This window comes from Streptomyces sp. NPDC048481 (genome assembly GCF_043200075.1).
Taxonomy (GTDB): domain Bacteria; phylum Actinomycetota; class Actinomycetes; order Streptomycetales; family Streptomycetaceae; genus Streptomyces.
In genome coordinates, this window is sequence record NZ_JBICXC010000001.1 from 1,312,345 (window position 1) to 1,327,193 (window position 14,849).

Consider the following 14,849-nt stretch of genomic DNA (forward strand, 5'->3'; position numbering starts at 1 on the left):
TTGTCAAGGTTTCAGCCATGTACGGGGCCCGGCGGGGAGATGAACCGGGCGGCATGGGGCCATATCCGTCTAGGCTGAGTGGCCCAGTGGCCCCAGCGGGCCGGCGGCACCACGCGCCCTAGGAGAACCAGCCGATGTCAGACAGCTCCCCCCTGCCGCCGGTGCGGCTGCACCCCGAAGCGGAGCTGGCGCGCGACGCCCTGTCCACGCCCCTGCTCTCCCGGGCCGCCCTGCTCGCCCGCTGGGCCGGCCCCGGCACCCGCGTCGACGCCGGGGGCTCCCTCGTGGAGGAGCAGCTCGCCGCGGCCGCCGAGGCGCTCGGCCTGACCGGCGAGGACGCCGCCGCCTGTGCGAGCGAGGCCTGGCGGGTCGCCGTGGACGCCGGGCTCGTGGAGGTCGTCGACGAGGAGGCAGGCACGGTCGCGGCCGGCGAGGACCTGGCCCTGCTGACCGGCGGCGCCCCGCACGACGTCCTCGCCGTCTGGCTCGACGCCCTGGAGACCGTCCTCGCCGAGGCCGCCGTCCCCGACCTCGACGACCTGATGGAGGCCATGGACGAGGGCGGCCAGGTCGACTTCTCCCGGCTGGACTGGAACCCCGAGGCCGAGGCCGAGTTCCTCGACGGCGTGCTCGGCAACCTCTACCTGCTCACCGCCAGCGAGGACGGCCCCGGCGACGCCCCCGTCCCGCTGCCCGCGCTCGCCGCCTCCATGATCATCCCCGGTGACATGGACGAGCCCACCAACGACGTCCTGGAGCAGGTCTCCGACGCGATGATGCGCCTCGACGACCAGTTCCGGCTGCTGGAACCCATCGGCATCGTCGCCTACCGGCCCGTCGACGAGGAGCTGATGGTCGACGCCGACGAGGAGCCCTCCGCCCCCCTCGACGACACCGACGTCTCCCGCTACGGCATGGTCCGCCTCACCCCGCTCGGCCTGTACGGGCTGCGCGCCCGCCTCCAGGAGGCCGGCTTCGACGCCCCGGCCGTCGGCGACCTCGCCGACAAGGGCGCCGACGTCCTCCTCGACGCCGGTGCCGGCTACGGCCCGCGCGCCGCGCTCGCCGAGACCGAGCACTGGCTCGCCCGCCGCGACCCCCTCGCCGCCGCACAGGAACTGCTCGCCGCCGCCCGCGGCTCCGACCCCGGGGCGCCGCTGCGCCGGCTGCGCTGCCAGCAGGCGTTGTCCCTCGTCGGCGGGCAGGCCGAACCCGCCGTGCGCGAAGTGCTCGACGACCCCGAACTCGGCGGTCTCGCCCGGGTCTGGCTGAGCGAACTCGGCGCGACCGACGTGCCCGCCCCCTCCGAGGACCTCGTCTTCTGGCTCACCGTCGACACCCTGGCCGCCCAGCTCGCCGCCGAGGGCAACTCCGAGGAGCTCCAGGCCCTCGTCGAGGGCCTGGCCCAGCAGCACGGCGGCTTCTTCGCGGCCGCCTGGCGCGTCGACCACCCGGCCACCGCGGACGTCCTGGAGGCGATGGGACGCCTGCACCCCGACAAGCGCATCGCCAAGGAGGCCCGCAAGGCCGCCTTCAAGGCGCGCTCGCAGCACGGCGGCTGACCGCCGCCGCGCGAGAGCCCTCCCCGGCCACGGGAGCCGTCCTCGCGGGGGCCTTCTCGGGGACCTGCCGACGAGATCCGTACGGATTCATGGAAGCAGGTCCCCCGTGGCCGCCCCCCGTTCAACTCCCGTTCAGGCATGGACGGGACGGTGTCGCCGAAACCGGAGTCCGCCACCTCCACGGCACTTCCACCGTCTCAGGAGACACCATGTCGCTCACCCGCAGGGACTTCACCCGGCGATCCGCGGTCACCGGCGCCGGGATCGCGCTCGCGGGCAGCGTCGGCGCCCTGGCCAGCGCGCCGAACGCCCTCGCCGCCACCGACGCCGAGGACACCGCGGCCGTGTCCCGCGAGCCGGCGTCCGCCCGGCACCACGGGCCCGGCTACGGCCCGCTGCTGCCCGACCCGGCCGGCGTCCTCGCGCTGCCCGCCGGCTTCACGTACCGCGTCGTCACCCACAGCGGCCGCACCCGGCTGGAGTCCGGCGAGATCACCCCGTCCAACCACGACGGCACCGCCGCCTTCCGCGGCCCGCGCGGAGCGACCCTGCTGGTCAACAACCACGAGCTCAAGGGCCCGCGCGCCGACTGGCAGTACCCCGTCCCTCTCACCGCCGGCCACGTCTACGACCCGGCCGCGGCCGGCGGCTGCACGGTCGTCGAGGTGCGTCCCGGCGGCCATGTCGCCGAGTGGGTCGGCATCGCCGGCACCTCCACCAACTGCGCGGGCGGCGCCACCCCGTGGGGCACCTGGCTCTCCGGCGAGGAGACCGAGGACAAGGCCGGCCAGAACGGCATGACCAAGGACCACGGCTACATCTTCGAGGTCGACCCCGCAGACCGCCGCGCCAACCGCGATCCGAAGCCCGTCAAGGCGTTCGGCCGGTACGCCCACGAGGCCGTCGTCATCGACCCCCGGCACGGCCACGCGTACCTCACCGAGGACGCCTCGGGCCCCAACGGCCTGCTCTACCGGTGGACCCCGCCGACCGGGTTCCGCCACGGCCGGGGCAGGCTGCGCACCCTCGCCGACGACGCCGGCGTCCTCCAGGCCTTCAAGTGCTTCGACTCCGCCGGGCGGTTCGTCGACGACCTCTCGCGCGCCACGAAGACCGGCACCGTGTACGGCGTCGACTGGGTCGACGTCCCCGACCGCGACGCGAGGTCGGTACCGGTGCGCAAGCAGTTCGCCGCCGGGCAGGTCACCCGCGCCCGCAAACTGGAGGGCATGTGGTGGGCCGACGGCGGCGCCTACGTCGTCTCCTCCTACGCCCGTGACGAGAGCCCCGTCCAGCACGACGGTGCCGTCTGGTTCTACGACCCCCGGCGCCGCACGCTGACCCTGAAGGTGCTGCTCGGCGTGAACCCCGACCCGTCGGCCGACGGCGCCTTCGACGGCCCCGACAACATCACCGTCTCCCCCTACGGGGGCCTCGTCATCGCCGAGGACGGCGAAGGCGTCCAGCACCTCTTCGGCGCGACCGACAGCGGCCGCACCTACCCCATCGCCCGCAACGAACTCAACATCGGCACCGCGGAGGAGCCCGAATACAGCGAGTTCACCGGCGTCACCTTCTCGCCCGACGGCCGCACCCTCTACGCCAACATCCAGACGCCGGGAATCATGCTGGCGATCACCGGACCCTGGAAGCGGCAGAAGCGGTAGGCGGCGGCCGGTAATTAATTCGTTCGCCCCGTCCGCGGCCGCCCTCCTAAAGTAATCCCTGTCCAGGTGCGAAGGCAGGACCTACTTCCACTGATAATGGGGCGGCCGCGGGTTCGAATCCCGCCACCGGCACGACACGCCGGTGTAGCTCAGGGGCAGAGCACCTTGTCGGTTCCGCCGGCCTCGATCTCTGGACACCACAACTGCACAGCACCTTCCGGTGCGCGGGCTGCGGCTACTTCTCTCCAAAAGAATCCCACGCCGCCGCCGAACTGATCTCGGGAGGCGCAGCATGAGGTGGGTGCCCGGTGCGCAGGCAACGGTTACTTCATCGGATCGGACGGTCGCGGGTTCGAGTCCCGTCGTCGGCCCAGGGCCGGCGTAGCTCAGTCGGGTAGAGCATCTGGCAAGTCCGTCGCCGACCCCTGATCTCGGGCACCTTCCCTTTGTTGCGCCTCCCCGAAAAAACGAGTCGTCGGACGACGAACTCGACATCTCTTGAATTCGGGGGAATTCACCATGGCGCGTTTCAATGTCCGTGTGCGCAAGGCGCGGCCCGTCTCGCCCGTGACGACCACGGGCCGGGTGCTGCGCACCCACGAGGGCGGCCGCGGACACGAGCGGGACACCCGCTCCGAGCTGTTCCTGCTGGCGGTGGCGAACTTCGTCTCGCAGCAGACCTTCTACGAGACCGGCGCCGCTCGCGACGACCGCTTCTGCGCGCTGGTGCGCGAACTCGCCGTCGGTGACCCGGCCTGGACGGCCGGCCTGCTGGGCTGGATGCGCGGCGAGGGAAACCTCCGCACGGCCGCGATCGTCGGCGCCGCCGAGTACGTGCACGCGCGTCTGGCGGCGGGAGCCACCGACGGCCCCGCGAACCGGCGGGTCGTGGACAGCGTCCTGCAGCGGCCCGACGAGCCCGGCGAACTGCTCGCGTACTGGACGGCGACGTACGGACGCACCCTTCCCAAGCCCGTCAAGCGGGGCGTCGCCGACGCGGTGCGCCGGCTCTACAGCCCCCGCTCGCTGCTGAAGTACGACACCGCGACCAAGGGCTACCGCTTCGGCGACGTTCTCAACCTGGTCCACGCCTCGCCGGATCCGGCCAAGCCGTGGCAGGGCGACCTGTTCCGGTACGCCCTCGACCGCCGGCACCACCCGGAGACGGCCGAGCCGCCCCGCTCGCTGCCCGCCCTCGTGGCGCACCGCGAGCTGATGGCCGTGCCGCCCGCCGAGCGGCGCGCAGTCGTCACCGCGGCGGACGGCGCGCGGCGGCTGGCCGAGGCGGGTATGACCTGGGAGGCGCTGGCCGGCTGGCTCCAGGGGCCGATGGACGGGGCCGCCTGGGAGGCGGTCGTCCCGTCCATGGGCGCCATGGCGCTGGTGCGCAACCTGCGCAACTTCGACGAGGCGGGCGTCGGCGACGAGGTCGCCGCACGCGTGGCGGCGCGGATCAGCGACCCGCAGGAGGTCGCGCGCTCGCGGCAGTTCCCGTTCCGCTACCTCGCCGCGTACCGGCACGCGCCCTCGCTGCGCTGGGCCTACCCGCTGGAGCAGGCGCTCGGCCACTCGCTGGCCAACGTGCCCGCCCTGCCGGGGCGCACGCTGGTGCTCGTCGACCGCTCGGGCTCCATGTTCTACGCGCGGCTGTCGGACCGGTCCGACCTCAGCCGCGCCGACGCCGCGGCGATCTTCGGGACGGCGCTCGCACTGCGGGCGGCGGACGCGGACCTCGTCGAGTTCGGTTCCACAAGCAACGCGATCAAGTTCCGTGAGGGGGAGTCCGTGCTGAGGATTCTGGAGCGTTTCGGTGACCTGGGCGGTACCGACACCACCGAGGCCGTGCGCCGGCACTACCGCGGCCACGACCGGGTGCTGATCGTCACCGACGAGCAGTTCGCCCCGAGCCGCCACGGCGGCCCGACCGAGCAGGTCCCGGCGCACGTGCCGGTCTACACCTGGAACCTGGCCGGACACCGTGCGGGGCACGGCCCGTCCGGCACGGCGAACCGCCACACCTTCGGCGGCCTGTCCGACGCGGCCTTCCGCATGGTTCCGCTGCTGGAGGCGGCCGACGACACGAAGTGGCCGTGGGCTCCCGACCTGAGGCCGGCCGTCTGACCGTGCCCGCGCGACGGCACGCGCCCGGCGCCTCGGCCTCCGCCGCCCCCGCACCCCGGGGGCGGCGGAGGCCGTCGGCGTTCCGGTCCCGTGTCTCGCCTCTTGTTCGGCGGCCGACTGATATCTAACATTTCAGTTCATGGAAGCCGTGCCGCGCACTCTGCTCAGGGACCGCGCCTACGCGTCGATCCGCGACGCCATCGTGTCCGGGACCCTCGCCCCCGGCGCGGTGGTGCGCGACGTGGACCTCGCGGAGCGGCTGGGGCTGTCCCGGGCCCCGGTGCGCGAGGCGTTCGCCCGGCTGGTCGGCGAGGGGCTGCTGGAGAGCAAGCCGCAGAGCTACACGCGGGTGACCCCGGTGGTGGGGGCAGAGGTGCGCGACGCGGCGGCTGTGGTCGGCGCGATGCACGAGCTGGTCGCCAGGGTGGCGGTGCCCCGGCTGTTCGCGGCGGACGTCGAGGGGATGCGCGCCGCCAACGAGCGGTTCGCCGCGGCGGTGGGCGCGGGCGACGTGGACGCCGCCCTGCGCGCCGACGACGAACTGCACGACGTCCTGGTCCGCGCGGCGGGAAACCGCGCGGCCGCCGCCACCGTCGCCCGCTACACCCCGCTCATCCGTCGCCTGGAGCGGCGCCGCTTCGGCGAGGGCGGCGCCTGCCGTTCGGCAGGCCTGCACGGACGGCTGATCGAGGCCTGCGCGGCAGGCGACGTGGACGAGGCGGTCCGGGTCACCGCGGAGATCTGGCGCACCCTGGCCGACACCGCCGACGACGCCGGCAAGGCCGAGACCCCCGACACGGCCGATCCGACGGAGGCACAGGACCCGCCGGACGCACAGGACCCGCACCGGACGTAGGACCGCACGAGGTACGAGACCCGCGACGTGTGCGCGACGGGCGGGATCCGGCAGGGGCCGCCGACACCGACTGAGTTCAGGAGACTCCATGGCCGCGACGTCCCTCTCCTCCCACGAGCGCTACCCCCTCCTCTTCGGCCCCTCGCCGATCCACCCGCTGGAACGGCTCACCGCTCATCTCGGCGGAGCCGCCCTGTGGGCCAAACGCGAGGACTGCAACTCAGGTATCGCGTACGGCGGGAACAAGACCCGCAAGCTGGAGTACCTGATCGCCGACGCGCTCGCGCGGGGCTGCGACACCCTGGTGTCGATCGGCGGGGTGCAGTCCAACCACACCCGTCAGGTCGCCGCCTGCGCCGCCCGCGCCGGGCTCAGGTGCGTGCTGGTGCAGGAGAGCTGGGTGGACTGGCCCGACCCGGTGTACGACAAGGTCGGCAACATCCTCGTCAGCCGGCTGGCCGGTGCCGACGTCCGGCTCGTCCGGGCCGGGTTCGGGATCGGCTTCAAGGAGAGCTGGGAGCTGGCGCTCAGGGAGGTCGAGGAGTCGGGCGGCAAGCCCTATGCGATCCCGGCCGGGGCCTCCGACCATCCGCTGGGCGGGCTGGGGTTCGCCGGCTGGGCCTACGAGGTCGCCGAACAGGAACGGGCGGCGGGCGTGTTCTTCGACACCGTGATCGTCTGTTCCGTGACCGGTTCGACCCAGGCGGGGATGATCGCCGGGTTCGCCGCGCTGGAGGAGGCGGGCGGCCGCCCCCGCCGCGTCCTCGGGATCGACGCGTCGGCCGGACCGGACCGCACCCGCGGGCAGATCGCCCGCATCGCGCACGGCACGGGCCGCCTGATCGGCGTGCGCCGCGAGCTGACCGCCGACGACGTCGAACTCGACGAGCGCTACCACGCGGGCGTCTACGGGGTCCCGGACGCGGCGACCCTGGAGGCGATGCGGCTCGCGGCGCGCACCGAGGGCATGGTCACCGACCCGGTCTACGAGGGGAAGTCGATGGCGGGGCTCGTCGACCTGGTCGCCCGGGGCGAGATCGACCGCGGGGCGACCGTGCTGTACGCGCACCTGGGCGGCCAGCCCGCCCTGAACGCGTACAGCGCCCTGTTCTGACACCCGCCTGTGCGGGAACCGGAGACGCCCCGGCCGCACCCGCCCGCCTTCGCCGCCCCGGTGGGATGTGGCGCACCGGCCGGGCGGTGGTGGACCATGCGGGCAGCACGGCCGCCCGGCCGTGCACCCGAGGCGTGAACGGGGGCGGCCCGCGTGGCGGCGGCCATCGGCGGCGCGCGGACCCCGTTCGCGAGGAGTGACTGGATGACGCAGGTCAGACCCATGCGTGCGGACGCCCGGCGCAACTACGCGCGCCTGCTGGAGACGGCGGCGCGAGCCTTCGCCGAGCACGGGGAGGGCGCGTCCCTCGACGACATCGCCAGGCGGGCCGGTGTCGGCTCCGGCACGCTGTACCGCCACTTCCCGACCCGGCAGGCGCTGCTGGAGGCGGCCTACCTCGACCGGATCGAGGCGCTCGCGGCCCGGGCCGGCGCACTGGGCCGGGAACTGCCGCCCGGCGAGGCGCTGACGGCATGGCTGGAGGAGCTGTGCGTCGGCACGATCCAGGTCCGCGGCATGCGGGCGCTGCTGGGCTCCGCCGTCGCGGACGGCGGCGCGGCCGCGGTCACCGGCTGCGGCACCCGGATGAAGGCGGCGGCGGCCCGGCTGGTGGAGGCGGCGCAGCGTGCGGGCGCCCTGCGCCGGGACGTCGATCCGATCGACGTGCTGCGGCTCGCCCACGGCGTGGCGACGGCGTCGGAACTGGCTGCGGGGGAGGCAGGGTGCACCGGAGACGGAGCGGGCGCAGGGGACGGCGGGGGCCGCGGAGAGGGCGGGGACGTGCGGGTCGTCCGCCGGTACGTGTCGCTGCTGACGGAGGGCCTGCGGCCTCCGAGGTGACGGACCGGGGCCCCGTTGTCGACGCGCCCCCGCGAAGGCGAGCCCCCCGCGAGGGCGGGCGCCCGCGACCGGGTGTGAGCGGGGCGGTCCGAGGCCGCCCCGCTCGCGGTCACAGGGCCTCGGCGCCCGGTTTCACCATGTTGCGCACCGTGCGCGCCTTGACGAAGGAGCCGATCGCCGTCATCTCCCACTCGCCGGAGTACTGGCGGATCAGCTTGGCCATCAGCACGCCCGTCTGCGCCTCCGCGCCCGTGAGGTCGAAGCGGACCAGCTCCTCCCCGGTCGCGGCGTCCAGCAGCCGGCAGTAGGCCTTGGCGACCTCGGTGAACTTCTGGCCGGAGAAGGAGTTCACGGTGAAGACCAGACCGGTCACCTCCTGCGGCAGCCTGCCGAGGTCGACGACGATCACCTCGTCGTCCCCGCCGCCCTCGCCGGTGAGGTTGTCGCCGGAGTGCTTGATCGCGCCGTTCACGATGGACAGCTTGCCGAAGTAGCAGCTGTCGATGTGGTTGCGCTGGGGGCCGAACGCGATGACCGAGGCGTCCAGGTCGATGTCCTTGCCGCGGAACGCGGGCTCCCAGCCGAGCCCCATCTTCACCTGCGAGAGCAGCGGGCGGCCGCCCTTCATCAGGGAGACGGTCTGGTTCTTCTGCAGGCTGACGCGGCCCTTGTCCAGGTTGATCTTCCCGGTGCCGGGCGCGGCGGCCGGCGGGGCCGGGGGAGCGGCGGGCGGAGCCGGCGGCGCCACGGGCGTGTGGAGCGGGGGCTGCGGCGGGGCGACCGGCTGCGGCGGGGCGGCGGGCGCCGGCTCCTCCACCGTCACGCCGAAGTCGGTGGCGATGCCGGCCAGGCTGTCGGCGTAGCCCTGGCCGACCGCGCGGGCCTTCCAGGCGCCGTTGCGCAGATAGATCTCCACGACCACCAGGGCCGTCTCCGCGCCGAGCCCCGGGGGCGTGAAGGTGGCCAGGACGGCGCCGTCGTCCGCGCTTGTGATCGTCGCCGTGGGTTCGATGCCCTGGAACGTCTGTCCCGCGCCGTCGGGGCTCGCGGTGACGACGATCTTCTCGATGCCCGGGGGGACCGCGGCGGTGTCGACCGTGATCGCGTCGGGAGACGCGCCGCCGCCGGAGCGGTAGGTCACGCCAGGGCCGCTCGGCTGGTTGTAGAAGATGAAGTCGTCGTCGGAGCGCACCTTGCCGTCGGCGGTGAGCAGCAGGCCCGATACGTCGAGCCGCACCGGGGCGGCGACGTCCACCGTCACGCGCGTGACGGGGAGAGGGATGTTCGAGCCGGGGGTCATAGCTGTCATGCCGGGTGAACGAACGGGACCACTTTGCCGTTCCCTTACCCGGCCGGCCCTCCCGCGAATGGCTCACGTCCCCCTCGCGCCCGCCCCCGGCGCCGGAGCACGAGCCCCCTGTGAGGCGCGGTGACCAGGTGGTCAGGCCGCCCGGTCGCCCAGCGGTCAGTAGGGCCAGATCGGCGGATCGCTGACGAAGTGGCCGCCCAGGTGGGCGTGGGCGATGTTGTCCGGGTCCAGCTCGCCCTGTTCGGCGATCAGCTTCTGCGCGTACGGCTCGGAGTCGTCCCGCGGCTCGTAGCCGAGGGCGCGCGCGGTCGACAGGTCCCACCACAGCCGGGTGTTGGCCGAGGAGCCGTAGACGACGGTGTGACCGACGTTCTCGGCGGTCAGGGCCGCGTGGAAGAGGCGCGCGCCGTCGGCCGGGCTCATCCACACCGACAGCATGCGCACGCTGGTCGGTTCGGCGAAGCAGGAGCCGATGCGCACCGAGACGCTCTCCAGGCCGTGCTTGTCCCAGTAGAACTGGGCGAGGTCCTCGCCGAAGGCCTTGGACAGGCCGTAGAACGTGTCGGGGCGGTGCGGGGTGTCGACCGGGATCAGGGTGTCCTCGCCGCGGGGCCGGGGCGTGAAGCCGACGGCGTGGTTGGAGGACGCGAAGACGACGCGCCGCACGCCCTCGTCGTGCGCGGCCTCGTACAGGTTGTACGTGCCCGCGATGTTGGCGGTGAGGATCTTCTCGAAGGGGGCTTCCAGGGAGATGCCCGCGAGGTGGATGATCGCGTCGACGCCCCGCACCGCCTCCCGGACGGCCCGCTTGTCGGCCAGGTCCGCGACGATCGCCTCCGGCTCCCCCTCGACCGGGCGCAGGTCGAGCAGGCGCAGCTCGTAGCCGTAGGCCGGCAGCAGGTCCCGCATCAGGGTGCCGAGGCCGCCGGCGGCGCCGGTGAGCAGGACGGTGCGCGGAGCGGGCATCCTCGGGTCTCCTCGGGTCACTCGAGCGGCCGGACGTATCCGTGGCCGCAGTTCACATTCATGGACACGCTAAGGAGCTGCGGCACTGCCCGTCAAGTGTGCGGCAGGAGTGGCAAAACTGCTGGTGTCCCCAGGGTTCGTCGGCTTGACCGGGCTCGATCGGGCACCTTAGCGTGAGCCTGTTCAGGAATATGGACGACGCTCAAGAATATGGACCCGGGAGAGCCCGTGACGTCAGCCCCGCTCGCCGCCCGCCTCCGCGTCCCCAGCGGACCGCTGTTCTTCCCCGTCACCGCCTACGGCCCCGACGGCTCCCTGGACCTCGACGTCTACCGCGCGCACGTGCGCGGCGGCGTGGAGGCGGGCGCCGCCGCCGTCTTCGCGGCCTGCGGGACCGGGGAGTTCCACGCGCTCACGCCGGAGGAGTTCGAGGCCTGCGTCCGGGCGGCCGTGGAGGAGACCGCCGGACGGGTTCCGGTCGTCGCGGGCGCCGGGTACGGCACCGCCCTCGCCGTGCGCTACGCCCGCCTCGCCGAGGCGGCCGGGGCGGACGGCCTGCTCGTCCTGCCGCCCTACCTCGTCGTCGCCGCCCAGGAGGGCCTGCTGCGGCACTACCGCACGGTGGCGGCCGCGACCTCCCTGCCCGTCATCGTCTACCAGCGCGACAACGCCGTCCTCACCCCGGACACCGTCGTCGAACTCGCCCGGACCGAGGGGATCGTCGGCCTCAAGGACGGGCACGGCGACCTCGACCTGATGCAGCGGATCATCAGCGCCGTGCGCACCGCGGCGCCCGGCGACTTCCTCTACTTCAACGGCCTGCCGACCGCGGAGCAGACCCAGCTCGCCTACCGGGCGCTCGGCGTCACCCTCTACTCCTCGGCCGTGTTCTGCTTCGCCCCCGAGATCGCCCTCGCCTTCCACCGGGCGCTCACCTCCGGCGACGACGACACCGTCCACCGCCTCCTCGACGGGTTCTACCGGCCGTTCGTCGAACTGCGCGCCCTGGGCCGCGGATACGCCGTCTCGCTCGTCAAGGCAGGGGTGCGGATGCGCGGGCTCGACGTCGGCGAGGTCCGCCCGCCGTTGCACGAACCGGGCGAGGATCATGTCAAGCGGCTCGCCCTGATGACGGAGCGCGCCCACGCCCTGCTGGAGGAGGACAACCGGTGAAGGCCTCGACGTTCGTCTACCCCTGGGACGTCAACGGCGACCCCGGCGCGCCCGCCCGGATCGCCGCGCTCGGCGTGGAACAGGTCACCCTCGCCTCCGCCTACCACTCCACCCGCGCCCTGACCCCCCGCCACCCGCGGCACCGCGTCGTCACCGCCGAACACGCGGCCGTGCTCTACCCGCCGGACGGCCGCTGGCAGGGACGCGCCCTGCGCCCGTACCCGGCCGGCGACTGGGCCCCCGGCGACGCCTGCGGCGAGGCCGCCGAGGCGCTCGCCGCGACCGGCCTGGAGGTGCACACCTGGGTGGTCCTCGCGCACAACTCGCGCCTGGGCGCCGAGCATCCGGACACCTCCGTGGTGAACGCCTACGGCGACCGCTACCCCTGGGCGCCCTGCGTCGCGCAGCCCGCGACCCGCGCCTACCTGGTCGACCTCGCCGCCGAGGCCGCCGTGCGCCCCGGCGCGGCGGGCACCGAACTGGAGTCGCTCGGCTGGTACGGACTTCAGCACCTGCACGCCCACGACAAGACCGCAGGCGTCGGTCTCGGGGACGCCGGCCAGTACCTGATGTCCCTCTGCTTCTGCCCCGCCTGCCGGGCCGGTTACGGCGCACAGGGCCTGGACGCCGACGCGCTCGCCGCCGCCGTCCGGGACGCGCTGGAGCCGCTGTGGCGGGGAGCGCCGGACGACGGGGGCTGGACGGGGGTCGAGAAGCTCCTCGGGGCGGGGACGGCCGCGGCCACGCGCGCGTGGCGCGACGAACGGGCCCGCACCCTCCAGGAGGCGGCCGTGGCCGCCGTCCGGGCGGCCGCGCCCGCCGGCTTCCAGGTCCTGCTGCACGCCGACCCCGTGACGCATCACGTCGGCGCCAACGCGGGCGTCGACCCCGCGCACATCCTGTCCGTCGCGGACGGCGTCGTCGTGCCCTGCGCCGGCGGCCCCGGCCTGCTGACGCCCTTCGCCGGGCAGGGCCGCGAGGGCGCGGTCCTCGCCGCCAACCTCGGCGTCGTCTCCGGCATGGGCGGCAGCCCCGCCACCCTGGCCGCCGACATGACCCGCGTCCGCGCCCACGGCGCGACCGAAGTCCGCCTGTACCACGCGGGACTGGCGTCGGACGCCGACCTGGAAGCGGTGCGCGAGGCGCTCGCCGCACGCTGACCGGCCGTCAGCGCGGCGGTGTGGCGGCGCGGCCCGGCGAGAGGGCGTCGACCGTCGCGGGGTCGCTCGTCACGGCGGCGGACGGCGTCTCACGTCCGGTCGGCTTCGTGCGTCGGCTCGGCGGCCGGACGGGCCGCGGCCTCCCCCCGCTGCCGCGCGGGCGACCGCAGCAGGGGGAGGACCGCCGTCAGCCGTGCCAGGCCCAGCGTCAGCAACAGGGCCTGGTACGGCACGAGTTCGACCAGGCCCGCGCCCGCCGCCAGGCCGATCGCGTTCGGCGCGTACAACAGGGTGCCGGCCGTGGCGGTGACCCGGCCGAGCAGCGCCTGCGGCGTCTGCCGCTGCACGGCGGTCAGCGCCGCGATCAGGGGGCACGGCAGCCCGGCGCCGATGGCCGCGCCGCACATCAGGGCCACGGGCTCCGAGGGGACGGCCTGGGCGGCGACCGCGGCGGCCGTGAGGGCGATCCCGCACGCCGCGAACCGGCGCGCCCCCAGCCGCCGCAGCGCCGGCCCCGCGAGCAGCCCCGTCACGACCGAACCGGCGCCCTGGGCGGCGTACAGCGCGCCCGCGTACGCGGGGGAGTGGCCGAGCCCTTCGACGACGGCGTAGACCAGCGGCGCGCCCAGGCCCGCGCACAGCATCGTCGCGCCGCCGGCCACCACCAGCGGGCGCAGCCCCGGATGAGCCCACAGGAAGCGGGCGCCCTCGGCGGTGTGCGCCCGCCAGTGGCCGGCGGTCCGTCGCGGCCGTTCCTCGCGGACCGCCACGCAGCCGTACAGGCCGGCCGCGCAGACGAACGTGGCCGCGTCCAGCAGCGCCACCCCGTGGCCGCCGTGCGCGGCGTACACGACGGCTCCGGTGGGCGGGGCGACCAGCTTCATGCCCTCGGTGAGCGTCATGCGCAGACCGTTGAAGTCGCCGAGCAGCTCCGGGGCGACGGCGGCGGCCACGAGCGCGGACTCGGCCGCGTCGACGACGACGCAGGCGGCGCCGTACAGGAACAGCACCGTGAACAGCAGCCACAGCCGTCCGGGCGAGTCCACCGCGAGCACGGTGAGCAGCAGGGCCGCCGGACCCAGGTTGAAGGCGACGAGCAGGGGACGCCGGCGGCCGCGGTCGGCGAGGGAGCCGAGCAGCGGGGCGAGGAGCGTGGGCGCCCACAGCGCCAGCACGCACAGCGCGGCGAGGCCGTCGGAGCCGGTGAGGTCCTTGACCCACACACCGGACGCCAGCCAGAGCGCCGAGGTGCCGAAACCGGACACCACCGAGACGGCCAGGCAGAGCGCCGCGTCACGGTCGCGCAGGACCCGTAGCACGGACCAGTTCTTCGTCATGCCAGGTCATCGTGGGTCTAAGGAGGTCCGCACCGCATCGGGCAGGTGCCTTATCCGGGGCGCCGCGATGAGTTCTCGGCGCGCGGACGGTCTGCCCCGTATGACCGACACGACGACGACCTTCGACCTCGGCCCCCAGGCCCGGATCATCGTGCGCCTCGCGCACGGCGTGCGCGACGGGCAACTGGGCCGTGCGACGCCCTGTCCGGGCTGCGCCGTGGGCAACCTCCTCGCCCACCTCACCGGCCTGTCCGTGGCCTTCCGTGACGCGGCCCGCAAGGACCTCGGCCCCACGACCGACACCCCGCCCGACGCGGCCGCGCCGGAACCCGGCCCGCACTGGCGCGCGGATCTGGCCGCCGCGCTCGACGCCCTCGTCGCGGCCTGGCGCGACCCGGCCGCCCGGACCGGCATGACCCGCGCGGGCGGCGTGGACCTGCCCGGCGAGGTCGCCGCGGCCGTCGTCGCCGACGAACTGGTGATCCACGGCTGGGACCTGGCGCGCGCCACCGGCCAGAGCTACGACCCGGACCCGGCGGCGCTGTCGGCGGCGTACGGGTTCCTGTCCGCCGCGACCGACGCCGGGTCCGGCGCGGGCCCCTTCGGACCCGTCGTTCCCGTCCCCCCGGACGCCCCGCTGCTCGACCGCGCGCTCGGGCTGAGCGGACGCGATCCGGGGTGGACGCCCCGTTCGTAGCCACGGGCTCCCCGACGGGGGCGGCCGCGAGGCATCGACGCACGCGC

At 74.5% G+C, this 14,849-nt stretch carries 12 protein-coding genes and 1 tRNA gene; 10 read left to right on the forward strand and 3 right to left on the reverse strand.

What is annotated here, in order from left to right; genetic code table 11:
* Nucleotides 1-134 precede the first annotated feature (134 nt).
* The 7 genes from ACGFSH_RS05605 (at nucleotide 135) to ACGFSH_RS05635 (ending at nucleotide 8,160) form a co-directional block, all read left to right on the forward strand.
* On the forward strand, nucleotides 135-1,562 hold the full coding sequence (locus ACGFSH_RS05605; RefSeq protein ID WP_393345221.1) for a hypothetical protein: 1,428 nt from the start codon (nucleotides 135-137) through the stop codon (nucleotides 1,560-1,562).
* Between the two features lie 209 nt (nucleotides 1,563-1,771).
* Nucleotides 1,772-3,229, forward strand: a complete 1,458-nt coding sequence (locus tag ACGFSH_RS05610; RefSeq protein WP_393345223.1) for an alkaline phosphatase PhoX — start codon at nucleotides 1,772-1,774, stop codon at nucleotides 3,227-3,229.
* A gap of 59 nt (nucleotides 3,230-3,288) precedes the next feature.
* Nucleotides 3,289-3,358, forward strand: a tRNA-Ile gene (locus ACGFSH_RS05615).
* A gap of 390 nt (nucleotides 3,359-3,748) precedes the next feature.
* Entirely contained in the window at nucleotides 3,749-5,350 is a 1,602-nt protein-coding gene (locus tag ACGFSH_RS05620; RefSeq protein ID WP_393345225.1) for a TROVE domain-containing protein, read from the forward strand.
* 139 nt (nucleotides 5,351-5,489) lie between these two features.
* Nucleotides 5,490-6,206, forward strand: a complete 717-nt coding sequence (locus tag ACGFSH_RS05625; RefSeq protein WP_393345227.1) for a GntR family transcriptional regulator — start codon at nucleotides 5,490-5,492, stop codon at nucleotides 6,204-6,206.
* Between the two features lie 88 nt (nucleotides 6,207-6,294).
* The gene (locus ACGFSH_RS05630; RefSeq protein ID WP_393345229.1) at nucleotides 6,295-7,320 is read left to right on the forward strand and encodes a 1-aminocyclopropane-1-carboxylate deaminase; all 1,026 of its coding nucleotides are present in this window, start codon (nucleotides 6,295-6,297) and stop codon (nucleotides 7,318-7,320) included.
* Nucleotides 7,321-7,524: 204 nt separating this feature from the next.
* Nucleotides 7,525-8,160, forward strand: coding sequence for a TetR/AcrR family transcriptional regulator (locus ACGFSH_RS05635; protein ID WP_393345231.1), 636 nt, complete (start codon nucleotides 7,525-7,527; stop codon nucleotides 8,158-8,160).
* Nucleotides 8,161-8,269: 109 nt separating this feature from the next.
* Here the strand turns inward: ACGFSH_RS05635 and ACGFSH_RS05640 are convergent, their stop codons facing one another.
* On the reverse strand, nucleotides 8,270-9,460 hold the full coding sequence (locus ACGFSH_RS05640) for a TerD family protein (protein WP_393345504.1): 1,191 nt from the start codon (nucleotides 9,458-9,460) through the stop codon (nucleotides 8,270-8,272).
* A gap of 165 nt (nucleotides 9,461-9,625) precedes the next feature.
* Nucleotides 9,626-10,435: an NAD-dependent epimerase/dehydratase family protein gene (locus ACGFSH_RS05645; RefSeq protein ID WP_393345233.1), complete on the reverse strand. Its 810-nt coding sequence runs from the start codon at nucleotides 10,433-10,435 to the stop codon at nucleotides 9,626-9,628.
* Nucleotides 10,436-10,645: 210 nt separating this feature from the next.
* Between ACGFSH_RS05645 and ACGFSH_RS05650 the strand changes: the two genes are divergently transcribed.
* Nucleotides 10,646-11,608 carry a 5-dehydro-4-deoxyglucarate dehydratase gene (locus tag ACGFSH_RS05650; protein ID WP_393345235.1) on the forward strand — a complete coding sequence of 321 codons (963 nt, stop codon included), beginning with the start codon at nucleotides 10,646-10,648 and terminating at the stop codon, nucleotides 11,606-11,608.
* Nucleotides 11,605-12,768 (forward strand): hypothetical protein, encoded by a 1,164-nt coding sequence (locus ACGFSH_RS05655; protein ID WP_393345237.1) that lies wholly within the window; start codon nucleotides 11,605-11,607, stop codon nucleotides 12,766-12,768. The genes ACGFSH_RS05650 and ACGFSH_RS05655 overlap by 4 nt, the downstream gene beginning before the upstream one ends.
* Nucleotides 12,769-12,857: 89 nt before the next feature.
* On the opposite strand, the gene ACGFSH_RS05660 is transcribed toward ACGFSH_RS05655, so the two are convergent.
* Complete coding sequence (locus ACGFSH_RS05660; RefSeq protein WP_393345239.1) at nucleotides 12,858-14,105, reverse strand: MFS transporter; 1,248 nt, start codon at nucleotides 14,103-14,105, stop codon at nucleotides 12,858-12,860.
* 100 nt (nucleotides 14,106-14,205) lie between these two features.
* On the opposite strand from ACGFSH_RS05660, the gene ACGFSH_RS05665 reads away from it, so the two are divergent.
* Nucleotides 14,206-14,802, forward strand: coding sequence for a TIGR03086 family metal-binding protein (locus tag ACGFSH_RS05665; RefSeq protein ID WP_393345241.1), 597 nt, complete (start codon nucleotides 14,206-14,208; stop codon nucleotides 14,800-14,802).
* The last annotated feature ends 47 nt before the right edge of the window (nucleotides 14,803-14,849 follow it).